Genomic DNA, 14,865 nt, shown 5'->3' with positions numbered 1-14,865 from the left:
GCTCAGACGTCGAGGAAACGAACATCGCGAGCGTTGCGGATGATGAAGTCGCGCCTGGCCTCGACGTCCTCGCCCATGAGCACGCTGAACAGGTCGTCGGCCTGGGCCGCGTCGTCGAGCGTGACCAGGCGCAGGAGCCGGGTCTCCGGGTTCATCGTGGTCTCCCAGAGCTGGGCCGCGTTCATCTCACCCAGGCCCTTGAAGCGTTGTACGTTGTCGCGCGACCGCGGGTCGGGCTTGCCGTTGGCGATGCCTTCGGCGATGACCGCGTCGCGCTCGGGGTCGGAGTAGGCGTAGGAGGCGTCATCACCCTTGCGGTCCCACTTGATCTTGTAGAGGGGCGGGCACGACAGGTAGACGTGCCCCGCCTCGATCAGCGGCCTCATGAACCTGAACAGCAGCGTCAGCAGCAGCGTGTTGATGTGCTGGCCGTCGACGTCGGCGTCGGCCATCAGGATGACCTTGTGGTAGCGCAGCTTGGTGATGTCGAACTCGTCGTGCACGCCGGTGCCGAGCGCGGTGATCAGCGCCTGGACCTCGTTGTTCTTCAGGACCTTGTCGATCCGCGCCTTCTCGACGTTGAGGATCTTGCCGCGGATGGGCAGGATCGCCTGGAAACGCGAGTCGCGGCCGCCCTTGGCCGAGCCGCCGGCCGAGTCGCCCTCGACGATGAACAGCTCGCACTTCTCCGGGTCGTTCCACTGGCAGTCGGCCAGCTTGCCCGGCAGGCCGCTGCCCGACTCGAGCAGCGACTTGCGCCTGGTCAGGTCGCGGGCCTGGCGGGCCGCGAGGCGGGCGCGGGAGGCCTGCAGCGACTTGTTGATGATGTCTTTGGCCTCGCCGGGGTTGCGCTCGAGCCAGTCGCGCAGGTGGTCGTTGCACGCCTTCTGGACGAACGACTTGGCCTCGGTGTTGCCGAGCTTGGTCTTGGTCTGGCCCTCGAACTGCGGGTCGGAGAGCTTGACGGAGATGATCGCGGTCAGGCCCTCGCGGACGTCTTCGCCGGAGAGGTTGTCGTCTTTGCCCTCTTTGAGGAACTTCTGCTCGCGGGCGTAACGGTTGACGATCGACGTCAGCGCCGCGCGGAAGCCCTCTTCGTGGGTGCCGCCCTCGGCCGTGTTGATCGTGTTGGCGAAGGTGTAAACCGACTCGGCGTAGGAGTTGTTCCACTGCATGGCGATCTCGACCGCGATGCCGTCGCCCTCTTCCTCGAAGGAGATGATCGACGCGTGCGCCGGCTCCTTCTTGGTGTTGAGGTGCTGGACGAAGTCGGCCAGGCCGCCCTCGTAAAGGTAGTTGACCGTGCGCACGTCGCCGTTGATGTGGTCGGGACGCTCGTCGGTCAGCGTGATCGTCAGGCCCTTGTTGAGGAAGGCCATCTCCTGGAAGCGCCGCGAGAGTGTCTCGTAGTTCCAGGCCGTGGTCTCGAAGACGTCGGGGTCGGGCCAGAACGTGACCATGGTGCCGGTCTCGTCGGTCTCCTCGCCCTTGGCCAGCGGCGCGGTGGGCTTGGAGTGTTCGTAGCGCTGGCGCCAGTAGTGGCCGTTCTGCTTGACCTCGACGTCCATCGCGGTGGACAGCGCGTTGACGACGGCCGAGCCGACGCCGTGCAGGCCGCCGGAGACCGCGTAGGACTGGCTGTCGAACTTGCCGCCCGCGTGCAGCGTGGTCAGCACGACCTCGACCGCCGAGCGCTTCTCCACCGGGTGGATGCCGGTGGGGATGCCGCGGCCGTCGTCGATCACGCGCACGCCGTTGTCGGCCAAGAGCGTGACGTCGATCCTGGTGGCGAAGCCCGCGAGGGCTTCGTCCACCGCGTTATCCACGATCTCGGTGACCAGGTGGTGCAGACCTCGCTCCCCGGTGGAGCCGATATACATACCCGGGCGCTTGCGAACCGCCTCAAGCCCTTCGAGTACGGTGATTGAGCTAGCGTCGTAGGACAACTGCGAAATCCTCCTGCCGCGGACACGCGGCGGGGGTCGCCATGAATGCACAAGCTGCCCCTGCCGTGCCCGTCACCGTCGTGAGTGCCCCGATGCGCGGTCACCCAGGGGAGTCGGCTTGCTGCCGGGGTGACACGCAAGCGGACGTGTCCGGAATCCTTTTTCATTCTACCGCCTTCGGAGCCTCAAGGTGGCAATGAACGCGCCTGTGATGCCCGCTAGCTCGTTCTGCCCCCTGGGTCGCATCCCCCCTCCGGATAGGGGGGCTTATCGCGTCTGTGGCTTTCTGATCGCCCTTGGCCCCTATCCACAGCGTCCGGGCAGGCGTTGGGCGCGGCTATCCATAAGTGTCGCCGGGACCCCGACTTCCGGTCACCCGCAATCCGCCTGACGGGCGAGGGGCGTTCTGCGGCCCTCTGACCTTGACCTTCGTCACCGTGCCGTCGCCGAGCTCCTCGTTGAGCCTGCGTACGAGGGTGCGCGCGAGCAGCCGCACCTGCGTGGCCCAGGCCGTCGAGTCGGCCACGATCAACACCTCGCCGTCGTCGAACGACTCGGGCTTGGTGTGGGCGGCCAGGTCGGAGCCCACGATGTCGGCCCAGCGCCCGAACACCCCGCCGACGGCCGCCGGGCGTTCCCAGCCGCGGTCGGCGAGCAGGTCGGCGATGGCCCGCCCGAAAAGTTGCGGATCACCGCCCTCACGGCGCGGCCCCGCCGCTCTGCGCCTGGGCTCGCGCCGGGGGAGCTGGCCGCGTTTGGCCGCGTCGGCCTTGGCCTGGGCGAGCTTCTCCCTGGCCATCGCGGCGCCTCTGGCGGTGGCGTTGTCGTCAGCGGACACGGGTTACGCCCCCCTCGGCGACGTCGTATCTGCCTCCTGACAGCTCCTGGGGCACGTCGTCGGACACGGCCGCGGTGATGAGCACCTGCTCGGCCGGTGCGACGATCTCGGCGAGGCGGCGCCTGCGCTGGGTGTCGAGCTCGGCGAACACGTCGTCGAGGATCAGCACGGGATCGCCGCCGTCGGCACGCAGCAGGTCATAGGCGGCCAGCCGCAGCGCCAGCGCGAACGACCAGGACTCGCCGTGGCTGGCGTAGCCGCGGGCGGGCAGGTCGCCGAGACCGAGGATCAGGTCGTCGCGGTGGGGGCCGACGAGCGTGACGCCTCGTTCCAGCTCGGACTGGCGCACCTCCAGCAGGCGCTCGCGGATACGCTCTTCAAGGGTTTTCCCCAGGTCTGTGGATAACGTCTGTGTAGCGGAAGATCCCCGCTCACCGGCGTCTTCGGGCAGTTCGCCACCCTCACCGTTATCCCCACCTGTGGACAACGTGCTGCGATAGGCCAGCGTCGCTGGAGCGCTTGCGGGGGCGAGCGCGGCGTAGGCCCCCGCGACCAGCGGGCGCAGCGCCTCGATGAGCTCGAGCCGGGCCCGCAACAACTCGGCGCCGTGCCTGGCGAGGTGGGCGTCCCACACCTCCAGCGTGCTCAGCACGTCGCCCGCGCCAGCCGCGGCGAACCCGGTGTCGCTCTCCGCCCTCCTGGCGCTCCTGCTGCCTCTGCGGGCCTGCGCGGCCGTACGGAGCAGGGCGCCGCGCTGCTTGAGCACCCGGTCGTAGTCGGCGCGCACACCGGCGAACCTGGGGGCCCTGGCCACCAGCAGGTCGTCGAGGAATCGGCGGCGCTCCGACGGGTCGCCCTTGGACAGCGACAGGTCCTCGGGGGCGAACATCACGGTGCGCAGCAGGCCCACGGCGTCGCGCGCCCTCGGCACGGGCGAGCGGTTGAGCCTGGCACGGTTGGCCCGGCCCGGGTTGATCTCCAGCTCGATGAGCGCCCGCCGGTCGTCGCGCTGCACGGCGCAGCGTATGACCGCGCGTGTGGCGCCCTGCCGGACGAGGGGCGCGTCGCCGGCCACCCGGTGGCTGGAGTGCGTCGCGACGTAGCCGAGGGCCTCGACCAGGTTGGTCTTGCCCTGGCCGTTGGGCCCCACGAACGCCGTGACGCCCGGCTCCAGGCCGAGCTCCACGGACGCGTAGGACCGGAAGTCGGTCAGCGACAGGTGGGCGACATGCACCCCACGAAGGTTAGTCGGCCACGCGGGCCCCTGGGGTCACCGGCTCGCGAAAGGCGGCGGAGGCCGTGCCGGCTACCGTTCGCTCTCGCGGGGCGGCGTGACGTCGGCGCCCGGCGCGTCGGCGCCCTTGCCTGTGCTGCCCTCCGCCGCGGTGGTCGCGTGGCCGCCGAACTGGTTGCGCAGCGCCGCGACGACCTTCATCGCGGGGGAGTCGTCCTGGCGCGAGGCGAACCTGGCGTAGAGCGCGGCGGTGATGACCGGCAGCGGGACGGCGTGGTCGACGGCAGCCTGCACCGTCCACCGGCCTTCGCCGGAGTCTTGTGCGTAGCCGCGGAGCTGGTCGAGGTGCTCGTCGTCGTCGAGCGCGCGCACCAGCAGGTCGAGCAGCCAGGAGCGGATCACGGTGCCGGTGCGCCAGCTGCTGAAGGAGCCTTTGACGTCTTTGACGACGTCGGAGGCCTCGAGCAGCTCCCAGCCCTCCGCGACCGCCTGCATCATGCCGTATTCGATGCCGTTGTGGACCATCTTCGCGAAGTGCCCGGCGCCGACGTCGCCGGCGTGCACGAAGCCGTCCTCGCCCTCAGGCTTGAGCGTGTCGAAGATCGGCATCAGCCGCTCGACGTGGGCGGAGTCGCCGCCGCACATGAGCGCGTAGCCGTTCTCCAAACCCCAGACGCCGCCGCTCACGCCGCAGTCGACGAACCCGATGCCCTTCTCCGCCAGCTCGCCGGCGTGCTTCTGGTCGTCGCCGTAGTGGGAGTTTCCGCCGTCGACCACGATGTCGCCCTCGTCGAGCAGCTCGCCAAGATCGTCGATCGTGGTCTGCGTGGGCTTGCCCGCGGGCACCATCACCCAGACGGCGCGTGGCGCTCGCAGGCGCTCGGCCAGCTCTTTCAGGCTGCCCACGTCGCTGATCGCCGGGTCACGGTCGTAGCCGACGACCTCATGACCGCCGCGGCGCAGCCGCTCGGCCATGTTGCCGCCCATTTTGCCCAGTCCGACCATGCCGATCTGCATGTTGTCTACCCCCTAGTCAGGCTTCCATCATCCCCGAAGGCCGGGTCAGCCTGACAGGCGGATGGGCATGATCAGGTAGCGATAGTCCGCCGCGGCCGCGTCGTCCACAGGCTTGCCACCGGTGAGGATAGCGGGCTTCGTCGACGTGGTCATCTGCAGCCTGGCCACGTCGGAGTCGATGGCGCCCAGCCCTTCCAGCAGGAACTGGTGGTTGAAGGCGATGTTCATCTCCTCGCCCTCGTAGTCGACGGGCAGCGCCTCGACGGCCTGCGCCTCGTCGCCGCTCCCCGCCTCCAGCACGACCTCGCCGCTCCTGAACGCCAGCCGCACAGGGGTGTTGCGCTCGGCGACCAGGGCCACGCGCTTGACCGCCTCGACGAACGGGCCTGTGGACAGGTCGGCGCGGGCGGAGAACTCGGTGGGCAGGAGCGAGCGGTATTTGGGGAACTCGGGGTCGAGCAGCCGGGTCGTGGTGCGGCGCCCGGCGCTGGAGAAGCCGATCATGCCCTCGCCGGTGCCTCCGGCGGAGCTGAGCGCGATCTCCACCTCGGCGCCGGTCGCGCCGAGCGCCTTGGCGGTGTCGGCGAGCGTCTTGCCGGGGATCATCGCGATGGCGGAGAAGTCGGGCTGCCCCGGCTGCCACTTCAGCTCGCGTACGGCCAGCCGGTAGCGGTCGGTCGCGGCGAGGGTCACCGTGTCGCCCTCGATCTCCATGCGCACGCCGGTGAGCATCGGCAGCGTGTCGTCCCGGCCCGCGGCGACAGCGACCTGGCCGACGGCCGAGGCGAACACGTCGCTGCCGACGCGGCCCGCGGCCGGCGGCATGGCGGGGAGCGACGGGTAGTCCTCCACAGGCATGGTCAACAGGGTGAACCGCGCGCTGCCGCACGTGACGACCGCCTTGGCGCCGTCGACCACGAGGTCCACAGGCTGTGCGGGAAGTGACCGGGTGATCTCGGCGAGCAGCTTGCCCGAGACGAGCACGACCCCTGACTCGCCGGTGTGGACCTCGAGCGTCACCTCGGCGGAGACCTCGTAGTCGAATCCGGAGAGCTTGAGCTGCTGCTCGTCCGTGACCTCCAGGCGCATGCCGGCGAGCACGGGCACCGACGGTCGCGCCGGGAGGCTGCGTGCCGTCCATGCCACCGCCTCAGCGAGGACGTCTCGCTCGATTCGGAACATCACGGTGATCAGCCTCCTGGGTTCGTCGTTGATTCAAGGATCTCAAGGATCCACCCTCCCGGACTCGCGCTCCGGGAGAACCCCTCTATGGGTCTTTGAGTTTCTTAGTAAGAGAGATAGGAGGTCATCACACTAGGGGCTGTGGGTACTGTGGACAACCGGCGTCTTGGCAGGTCAACGGCCATATTTTCATCCACCGACGCTGTGGGCGACGCCTGGGGAGAACTTCCGCGCCTGGGGACAGAGATTTTTCGCCCACAGGCCGTCCCCAGATCTTGGTGCCTTCATCCACGGCCGGACCGGGGTTATCCACGAGGTTTCCACAGGTTATCCACGGGGTACTGGGGTGCCTTCTGGAGTCCCAGATCCGTTGTTCACAGTCTGTCCACACACTGTCCACTGGTAGTCCCCAGGTTCTCCCCAGGATGTCCCCACCGTTGTCCCCAACCATTGTGGACGGATTTTTCCCAGCATTGCCGGGCGAACGGCGAGTGAATTTTTGCGTTTGCGCTGGTCCACAGTGTTTTCCACAGGCTGTGTATGAACTCACGATCCACGGGGTGTCTGCTTGATCCGCATTGTCAGCTCGTTGACCTGGTTGTACATCGACCTTCGCTCCGCGATGAGCGACCGGATCTTGCGCTCGGCGTGCATCACGGTGGTGTGGTCGCGCCCCCCGAACTGCTGGCCGATCTTCGGTAGCGACAGCTCGGTCAGCTCGCGGGCGAGGTACATGGCGATCTGCCTGGCGTTGACGAGCGCCCGGCTGCGGGAGGTGCCGCACAGGTCGTCGATGCTGATGCCGAAGTATTGAGCGGTCTCGCTCATGATCGCCGCGATGGTGATCTCGGTGTCGGACTCCGAGGTGATGAGGTCCTTCAGCACCACCTCGGCGAGCTGCAGGTCGACGCCCTGCCGGTTGAGACTGGCGAACGCGGTGACCCTGATCAGGGCACCTTCCAGTTCGCGGATGTTGGTGGAGATGCGGCTCGCGATATATTCGAGCACCTCGGGCGGCGCGGCCAGGCCCTCCTGGATGGCCTTCTTCCTGAGGATGGCGATCCGCGTCTCCAGCTCGGGCGGCTGCACGTCGGTGATCAGGCCCCACTCGAACCGGTTGCGCAGCCGGTCCTCCAACGTGATCAGCTGCTTGGGCGCCCGGTCGCTGGAGATGACGATCTGCTTGTTGGCGTTGTGGAGCGTGTTGAAGGTGTGGAAGAACTCCTCCTGCGTCTGCTCCTTGCCCTCCAGGAACTGGATGTCGTCCACAAGCAGGATGTCGATCGCGCGGTAGCGGCCGCGGAACCCGTCAGCCTTGTGGTCGCGGATGCTGTTGATGAAGTCGTTGGTGAACTCTTCCGAGCTCACGTACCTGACCCGCGCTCCGTCGTACAAGCTCTGGGCGTAGTGCCCGATCGCGTGCAGCAGATGCGTCTTCCCCAGCCCCGAATCGCCGTAGATGAAGAGAGGGTTGTACGCCTTCGCGGGGGATTCGGCCACCGCCACGGCCGCCGCGTGGGCGAACCGGTTGCTGGCGCCGATGACGAATGTCTCGAATGTGTATTTCTGATTGAGACGGGCTGGTTCGCTGGGCTTGTTGCTCTTCGCCTCCCAGCGGTTCGGCGCCGGCTCGGGGCTCTTTTCCACAGGTGGTGTGTACGGCTGCGCCTGTTCAAAAGAGAAGCTCTGCTGTGGATATTCGGTGGATATCTGGGGCTGCTCGGGCTGTGGAGAATAGAACTGTGGAGGCTCGGAAGCCTGGTTGTGCTGCGGTTGCGCAGGCTGTGCATAACGTGGCTGACTCTCCACATCCTGGGGATAACTAAGAGTCACAGGCTGTTGATGAACGTCCCCCGGCGGCTGCTCCGGCGCCGTCGTGTCGATCATCACCGCCAGCCGCATCGTCCGGCCAAGCTCCTGCGACAGCGCGTGCGCGACGAGTGGCCGCAGCTTGCCCTCGATGAGGTCCTTGAGGAAGTCGTTGGGGACGCCGAGCACGATCGTGTCGTTGGCCAGGGCGATCGGACGCACCATCGACAGCCATGTGCGCTGCTGTACCGGCACGTTCTCGTTGAGGAAGTTGCCCAAGGCCCTCGCCCATACCGTGCCGAGGTCGACAGCGTTCATGATGCGGCTTCCCCTCCTCCCTCTCGCGGCCCCCCGCGATCGTTTATCCACATGGCGCGGCCGCCCCGGCTCTCGGCGACCCCTCCGTCCACAGCGTGGCTGCCGGGCTCTCGTACCGGCCTCCACAGGCCCTCCACAGGAGATCCACAGGTTGTGCACAGCCTTGGGGCAGGCCCAGAAGGGCCGACAGTATCCATGTGCACAGCTGCGTTCAAGACGTTGTCCACAGCGTAGTGGCACGCGGGTGCACATACTGTGGACGCTGGCGCGGCAGTGGAAAAGTCGCCTGTGGATTAGTGGATAACCGGTCTGGTTTGACCTGGGCAGCGCTTCCCCCGTAACGTACGATGGTCGGCTTGTCACGCGACGGCTATTTCGCGTGCCCTCGCTTCCCTGACAGGCCATCCTGTGTGTTAAGCGCCGTCTTGGCGCATCATCAAGCCTGGAGCCCACCCGTGAGCAAGCGTACTTTCCAGCCGAACAACCGTCGCCGCGCGAAGACCCACGGCTTCCGGCTGCGGATGCGCACCCGGGCCGGTCGCGCCATCCTCGCCGCTCGCCGCCGCAAGGGCCGCGAGAAGCTGTCGGCCTGATCGACCCGCGCCCGATAGTCGGCCCGCCGGTGCATCTCGCCGGCGGGCGTTAGGCGTATACGGTGCTGTCCCGTCAATCCCGCATGCGACGCGGGGATGAGTTCGAGGCGGCGGTGCGGCGCGGCAAGCGCGCCGGCCGACCGACTCTAGTGGTGCATTTCACCATTTCCGGGGAGAACGAACCCCTGGTGGGTTTTGTGGTGAGCAAGGCCGTCGGTGGCGCCGTGACGCGCAACAAGGTCAAGCGACGGCTCCGACACCTGATGCGGGACCGCCTTGACCGGCTGCCGCGAGGTAGCCTTCTGGTGGTACGCGCCAATCCACCGGCCGCGTCCGCGCGATTCGAGCAGCTGGCCGCCGAGCTCGATTCAGCGCTGGAACGTTTGCTCAGGCGGCACGAGTCCTCGACGGGTGGACAGCAGAGATGACAGAGCAGCCGCAAGTGGTGGCGCCGAGCCCCGCCGCTCGGGCGCTCATCCTCCCCATCCGGTTCTACCGGGCCTTCATCGGCCCGTTGCTCGGTCCGCGCTGCCGGTTCTACCCGTCGTGCAGCGCGTATGGACTCGAGGCGATTGCCGTGCACGGAGCATTGCGCGGCACATGGCTGACTGTCCGGCGTATCGGGCGGTGCCACCCATTCCATCCCGGAGGTATTGACCCGGTGCCCCCACGCCCGGTCCGGTCCCACGAAACGCAAGGGAGATAGCTCGGTGGAGCTGTCCTGGCTGAGCTGGCTGTACCAAGCCGTAGCCCAAGTCATCATCTGGATCCATACTGCATATAGCACGGTCCTCAACCCGGACAGCGGGCTGACCTGGGCGTTGACGATCATCACGCTGACCGCGTTCATGCGGATCCTGATCTTCCCGCTCTTCCTGAAGCAGATGCGATCTTCGAGGAAGATGCAGGAACTCGCCCCCAAGGTGCAGGAGCTGCGCAAGCGCTACAAGAACGACAAGCAGCGGATGAATCAGGAGGTCATGGCGCTCTACCAGGGCGCCGGAGCCAACCCCCTCGGCGGCTGCCTGCCCGTTGTCGCGCAGTTCCCCATCTTCATCTCCATGTTCACCGTGCTCCAGAAGATGGCCAACGGCGAGCCCGACTACGGCATGACGCAGGAACTGGTCGACAGCGCGAGAAGTGCCCACATCTTCGGCGCTCCGCTGCCCGCCCACTTCTGGATGTCGGCCGAGCAGCTCACGACCTTCCAGGCCGGCGCGGTGCAGACGAAGATCGTGCTGGGCATCTTCGTGGCGATCAGCTCGCTCACCACCTTCCTCACCGTGCGGCAGAGCGTCACCCGGTCCATGGCCCAGATGCCGGACAACCCCATGGCGCAGCAGCAGAAGATCCTGATGTACATCTCGCCGCTGTTCGCCATCTTCAGCCTCAACTTCCCCCTCGGCCTGATCCTCTACTGGGTCACCACCAACGTGTGGACGCTCGGCCAGCAACACTGGTTCTACAGCCGGCACCCGATGCCCCAGTACGACGCCAAGGGCAACGTGATCCCCGTGCCGCCGAAGCAGGGTCTGATCGCGAAGATTCGCAAGACACCCCCTGAGGAGCAGGCGCCGCCGCCCCCGCCGGAGCCTAAGATCATCAGGCAACAGCCGAGCCGGCAGTCCCGCAGCAAGCGCACCGGCAGCAAGAAGTCGTGAACACGAAGGAGAGGCCGGCCATGACCGAGGCCGAGCAGGAAAAGGCTCCTGATCTCAGCGCGCTGGAGCAGGAAGGCGAGATCGCTGCCGACTACGTCGAGGGCCTTCTCGACATCGCCGACATCGACGGCGACATCGACATGGACGTCGAGGGCGACCGCGCCCTGGTCTCCGTGGTCGGGCTCAAGGGCACGGAGCTGGTAGGGGCCGGGGGAGAGGTCCTGGAAGCGCTGCAGGAGCTGACCCGCCTGGCCGTGCACCGGCAGACCGGCGAGCGTTCCAGGCTGATGCTCGACGTGGCCGGCTACCGCGAGCGCCGCAGGGCAGAGCTGACCAAGCTCGGCACCGAGGTCGCCAACCAGGTCAGGGAACGCGGCGAGCCGAAGTCCCTGAACCCGATGACGCCGTTCGAGCGCAAGATCGTCCACGACGCCGTGGCGTCCGCCGGGCTCCGCAGCGAGTCGGAGGGCGAGGAGCCTCAGCGGTACGTCGTGGTCCTGCCTGCTTGACACGTTCCAACCGGCCGTCTGCCCGCCGCCTGAACGCGGGGCAGGCGGCCGTTCGCATGTTCGGCCGCCGATCCTGACCGGCGGCCACGTGGGCACTCCCGTCGACGCGCTCGGGCAGCGCGGCCCTCTGCGGTCCGGTGTCGGCCTCGGGACAGCCCGCTAGTCTTCCCCTGTGATCGCACATCTAGCCTTGGGTGAGGGACGATCTCCTGACGTCCTCGCGGTCCCGAGGGCGATCGGCGTCCGGCTTCGACCAAGCACCAAGAAAGGGCCACCGACCAGTGAGCGATGAGCTTCCGGAGCCGCCGGAGATAGCGCGCGACGTCTTCACCGGGGAGGCTTGGGGGCGTGCGAACACGTACGCCGAGCTGCTGGCGGGTCCTGGAGTCGTCCGCGGGCTGCTGGGTCCGCGGGAGGTGCCGCGGATCTGGGATCGCCACCTGCTCAACTGCGCGGTCGTGGCGGAGGTCGTGCCGCCTGACGTGCGCCTGGTGGACATCGGCTCCGGCGCCGGGCTGCCGGGGCTCGTGCTGGCGATCGTCCGTCCGGACATCACGGTCACGCTCCTGGAGCCGCTGCTTCGACGCACCGTGTTCCTGCAAGAGTGCGTCGACACGCTCAAGCTCGGCAACGTCGAGGTGCTGCGCGGGCGGGCGGAGGAGCTGGCGGGCAAACGCGAGTACGACGTCGCCGGCGCTCGTGCGGTGGCCCCGCTCGAACGCCTCCTCAGATGGGCCATGCCGCTGCTGTGCGAAGGCGGCGAGCTGATCGCCATGAAGGGGGAGCGTGCCGCGGGCGAGCTGGCCGAGGCGGAGGCCGAATTGCGCGCCACCGGGGCCCGAACGGCTGAGCTCGTGACCGTCGGGCGCGGTAAGGTCGAGCCGCCTGCAACATTGGTTCGGGTGGTAGCGGGTCGCGCGCCGGAGCGAGCCGGGCGGCGACGAAGGAGGTGACGGTTGTGCCAGTCGCGTCAAGCGGTCTTGGCTGGCCGGACAGCCGTCCGTCCGAGAGTCCAACCGGAGTTGGCTGGCCCGAAATGGGCGTGTCGCGAGAGTCAATTCCCGGCACCGGCACGCCACTCGTTGAAAGGATGGCCATCGTGACCCAGACCCCCCTGAACCCCGGTGAATCGCCGTTGGTACGAGAGGCGCTCAGCTCAGTGGTTTCACGTGAAACATCCGCAACCCAGACGGCCGTCCAGTCCGGCGAGAGCCCCACTGGTGGCGACGGCACCTGGCCGCGCCCGGCCAAGACGAGGGTGATCGCGGTGGCCAACCAGAAGGGCGGCGTAGGCAAGACCACCACCTCGGTCAACATCGCCGCCGCCCTGTCGATGCACGGCCAGCGAGTTCTCGTGGTCGATCTTGACCCTCAGGGCAACGCTTCCACGGCGCTGGCCACGGAGCACCGTGGCGACGTTCCTGATGTCTATCAGGTGCTTGTGGACGACCTACCCATGGCCGACATCGTCAAGCAAGTGCCCGACATGCCCAACCTCTATTGTGCTCCGGCGACCATCGACCTGGCGGGTGCGGAGATCGAGCTGGTCTCTCTGGTGGCGAGGGAAGCCCGCCTCCGGCGCGCGCTGGCGGCCTACGATGCGATCGACCTCGACTACATCGTCATCGACTGCCCGCCGTCCCTGGGGCTCCTGACGGTGAACGCCTTGGTGGCCGCGGACGAGGTCATGATCCCCATCCAGTGCGAGTACTACGCGCTGGAGGGCCTCGGCCAGCTCCTCAGGAACGTCGACCTGATAAAGGCGCACCTCAACCCGACTCTCAACCTGTCGACGATCGTTCTCACGATGTACGACGGCCGCACCCGGCTGGCCTCGCAGGTGGCGGACGAGGTGCGGGCCCACTTCGGCGAAACGGTGCTCAACACGGTCATCCCGCGCAGCGTCCGCCTGTCGGAGGCGCCCAGCTACGGTCAGTCGGTCATGACCTACGACCCGGGGTCCAGCGGTGCGATGGCCTATATGGACGCCGCCCGGGAAATCGCCCACCGCGCCACGGTCGCCTGAACTTCGCGCCATCCCGCAGGACGTGGTTGCCGCGCCTCGATCGGTCGGACGGCCTCTCAACGTCGTACGAGCGCACCGCACCCGCTCACGTCACCTCCACGGAACCGTACACGCCCGCCCGCCTCTCTTCCGCCCGGTACGCCAGGCGTCGCGCAGGGGCCAGCCGATATGCAACGGCCCACCCGGCAGGGACGGCCGATCCGGCGGAGCGGGCCGATCCGGCGTGCGGCGGCCCGGTAGAGGGGATCGACCTGACAGGTGAGGGCTGACCCCTGCGTGCGGCGGCTCAGGGATATCCGGCTCTTACCGCGAGCTTCCCCAGGCTCGTGGCAATCACCGTGACGTCATGTTGGCTTTCGGTGGGGCCGGGGCAGGAGCGTGAGATCGTGAGGGCGGTCATGAGTTGGGCAGATTTGTGATCGTCTCGGGGTAAATCCAACGGGACGGTGTGTGGCGAGCGGACACTCCGTCCGGCGCACAACGGTAACCTCTCCAGGAGTGACCGGAATCGACCGGCTGGATGAGGAGACGCAGTGAGTCAGCAGCGGCGGGGATTGGGCAAGGGGCTCGGGGCGCTCATCCCGACCGGTCCCATCGTTGACGGCACGGGGGCGGTTCCGTCCTCGGCCAACGGGTCAACGGCGGAGACGGGCCCGAAGCCGGTCGCCGGGGCGTACTTCAAGGAGATCGCCCTGGAGGTGATCGTTCCCAACCCGCGCCAGCCCCGTGAGGTCTTCGACGGCGAACGCCTTGAGGAGCTTGCGAAGTCCATCCGTGAGGTGGGGCTCCTGCAGCCGATCGTGGTGCGGTCGGTCGGTGGCGGGCAGTACGAGCTGATCATGGGGGAGCGGCGCTGGCGGGCGTGCAAGCAGGTCGGTCTCGACCCGGTCCCCGCGATCGTCCGCAACACGCAGGACACCGACCTCCTGCGGGACGCGCTCATCGAAAACCTTCAGCGTGAGCAGCTGAACCCGCTGGAAGAGGCCGCAGCGTACCAGCAACTTCTTGACGACTTCCAGGCGACGCACGACCAGCTGGCACAGAAGGTGGGCCGCTCTCGTTCCCACATCACCAACACCCTCCGCCTGCTGAACCTCCCGCCCGAAATCCAACCCAAGGTGGCCGCCGGTGTCATCAGTGCCGGCCACGCGCGGGCTCTGCTCGGGTTGAGCTCCGTAGAGGAGCAGATCCAGCTCGCTCAGCGGATAGTGGCGGAGCTCCTATCGGTACGTGCAGTGGAAGAGATCGTCGCCATGGGGAGCGCTCAGGCCGCCCAGAAGGCTCCCCGCGAACGCCAGACCTCCAAGCCCACCGCCCCCGGGCTCACCCATCTCGCCGACCGCCTCTCCGACCATTTCGAGACCAAAGTCAAAGTCGATCTGGGACGCCGTAAGGGCCGCATCGTCGTGGAGTTCGCGACGATCGATGACCTTGAGCGCATCATCGACACCATGGCCCCAGAGGCCGTCCGGGCGATGCGGGACGCGCAGGAGTGACCCGACGGTTGTTTCACGTGAAACCACGCCAAGCCCGATGCGCTGTTTCACGTGAAACACTCGGCCCCGCTTCACGCGTCCGGGGGCGGGTCGGTCGTCACAGTCCCGCTGTGCTTCAGGCGCTGGAAGCGCCCGTGAGCGATAAATCCTCGCAGAGTCGGACCGCGTGACCCTCACCCTCCAGCCACCGGGATAATCCTCGACGCGGGGACGCGGGGACGCGGGGACGCGGGGAC

Annotated in this window: 14 protein-coding genes; 8 read left to right on the top strand and 6 right to left on the bottom strand. The window is 67.5% G+C overall.

Annotated features, from left to right (window positions below):
• Nucleotides 1–2: 2 nt before the first annotated feature.
• From gyrB to dnaA, 6 genes are all read right to left on the bottom strand, one after another.
• Complete coding sequence (gene gyrB, locus E1294_RS26000) at nucleotides 3–1,946, bottom strand: DNA topoisomerase (ATP-hydrolyzing) subunit B (protein ID WP_132512479.1); 1,944 nt, start codon at nucleotides 1,944–1,946, stop codon at nucleotides 3–5.
• A gap of 337 nt (nucleotides 1,947–2,283) precedes the next feature.
• Nucleotides 2,284–2,784 (bottom strand): DciA family protein, encoded by a 501-nt coding sequence (locus E1294_RS25995; protein ID WP_246083283.1) that lies wholly within the window; start codon nucleotides 2,782–2,784, stop codon nucleotides 2,284–2,286.
• A complete protein-coding gene (recF, locus tag E1294_RS25990; RefSeq protein ID WP_132512477.1) occupies nucleotides 2,774–4,018 on the bottom strand; it encodes a DNA replication/repair protein RecF in 1,245 nt (414 codons plus the stop codon). Before recF ends, E1294_RS25995 begins: the two co-directional genes overlap by 11 nt.
• A 72-nt stretch (nucleotides 4,019–4,090) precedes the next feature.
• Nucleotides 4,091–5,035: a phosphogluconate dehydrogenase (NAD(+)-dependent, decarboxylating) gene (gene gnd, locus E1294_RS25985; protein ID WP_132512475.1), complete on the bottom strand. Its 945-nt coding sequence runs from the start codon at nucleotides 5,033–5,035 to the stop codon at nucleotides 4,091–4,093.
• Between the two features lie 45 nt (nucleotides 5,036–5,080).
• Nucleotides 5,081–6,220, bottom strand: coding sequence for a DNA polymerase III subunit beta (gene dnaN, locus E1294_RS25980; protein ID WP_132512473.1), 1,140 nt, complete (start codon nucleotides 6,218–6,220; stop codon nucleotides 5,081–5,083).
• Between the two features lie 543 nt (nucleotides 6,221–6,763).
• Nucleotides 6,764–8,344: a chromosomal replication initiator protein DnaA gene (dnaA, locus tag E1294_RS25975; protein WP_132512471.1), complete on the bottom strand. Its 1,581-nt coding sequence runs from the start codon at nucleotides 8,342–8,344 to the stop codon at nucleotides 6,764–6,766.
• 455 nt (nucleotides 8,345–8,799) lie between these two features.
• Between dnaA and rpmH the strand changes: the two genes are divergently transcribed.
• The 8 genes from rpmH to E1294_RS25935 all read left to right on the top strand — a co-directional run bounded on the left by rpmH (nucleotide 8,800) and on the right by E1294_RS25935 (nucleotide 14,629).
• Nucleotides 8,800–8,937, top strand: coding sequence for a 50S ribosomal protein L34 (gene rpmH / locus E1294_RS25970; RefSeq protein WP_043614899.1), 138 nt, complete (start codon nucleotides 8,800–8,802; stop codon nucleotides 8,935–8,937).
• An 83-nt stretch (nucleotides 8,938–9,020) separates the two neighbouring features.
• A complete protein-coding gene (rnpA, locus tag E1294_RS25965; RefSeq protein ID WP_246083282.1) occupies nucleotides 9,021–9,365 on the top strand; it encodes a ribonuclease P protein component in 345 nt (114 codons plus the stop codon).
• Entirely contained in the window at nucleotides 9,362–9,643 is a 282-nt protein-coding gene (yidD, locus tag E1294_RS25960) for a membrane protein insertion efficiency factor YidD (protein ID WP_132512467.1), read from the top strand. Before rnpA ends, yidD begins: the two co-directional genes overlap by 4 nt.
• 4 nt (nucleotides 9,644–9,647) lie before the next feature.
• Nucleotides 9,648–10,598 (top strand): membrane protein insertase YidC, encoded by a 951-nt coding sequence (yidC, locus tag E1294_RS25955; RefSeq protein ID WP_132512465.1) that lies wholly within the window; start codon nucleotides 9,648–9,650, stop codon nucleotides 10,596–10,598.
• A 20-nt stretch (nucleotides 10,599–10,618) separates the two neighbouring features.
• Nucleotides 10,619–11,107: a Jag family protein gene (locus E1294_RS25950; RefSeq protein ID WP_132512463.1), complete on the top strand. Its 489-nt coding sequence runs from the start codon at nucleotides 10,619–10,621 to the stop codon at nucleotides 11,105–11,107.
• 281 nt (nucleotides 11,108–11,388) lie between these two features.
• A complete protein-coding gene (rsmG, locus tag E1294_RS25945) occupies nucleotides 11,389–12,060 on the top strand; it encodes a 16S rRNA (guanine(527)-N(7))-methyltransferase RsmG (RefSeq protein ID WP_132512461.1) in 672 nt (223 codons plus the stop codon).
• Between the two features lie 137 nt (nucleotides 12,061–12,197).
• Nucleotides 12,198–13,133, top strand: coding sequence for a ParA family protein (locus E1294_RS25940; protein WP_220447941.1), 936 nt, complete (start codon nucleotides 12,198–12,200; stop codon nucleotides 13,131–13,133).
• 533 nt (nucleotides 13,134–13,666) lie between these two features.
• Complete coding sequence (locus tag E1294_RS25935) at nucleotides 13,667–14,629, top strand: ParB/RepB/Spo0J family partition protein (protein WP_132512459.1); 963 nt, start codon at nucleotides 13,667–13,669, stop codon at nucleotides 14,627–14,629.
• Nucleotides 14,630–14,865 lie beyond the last annotated feature (236 nt).

Source organism: Nonomuraea diastatica, from assembly GCF_004349015.1.
GTDB classification, from domain to species: domain Bacteria; phylum Actinomycetota; class Actinomycetes; order Streptosporangiales; family Streptosporangiaceae; genus Nonomuraea; species Nonomuraea diastatica.
This window is presented reverse-complemented; position numbering and strand designations above follow the sequence as displayed.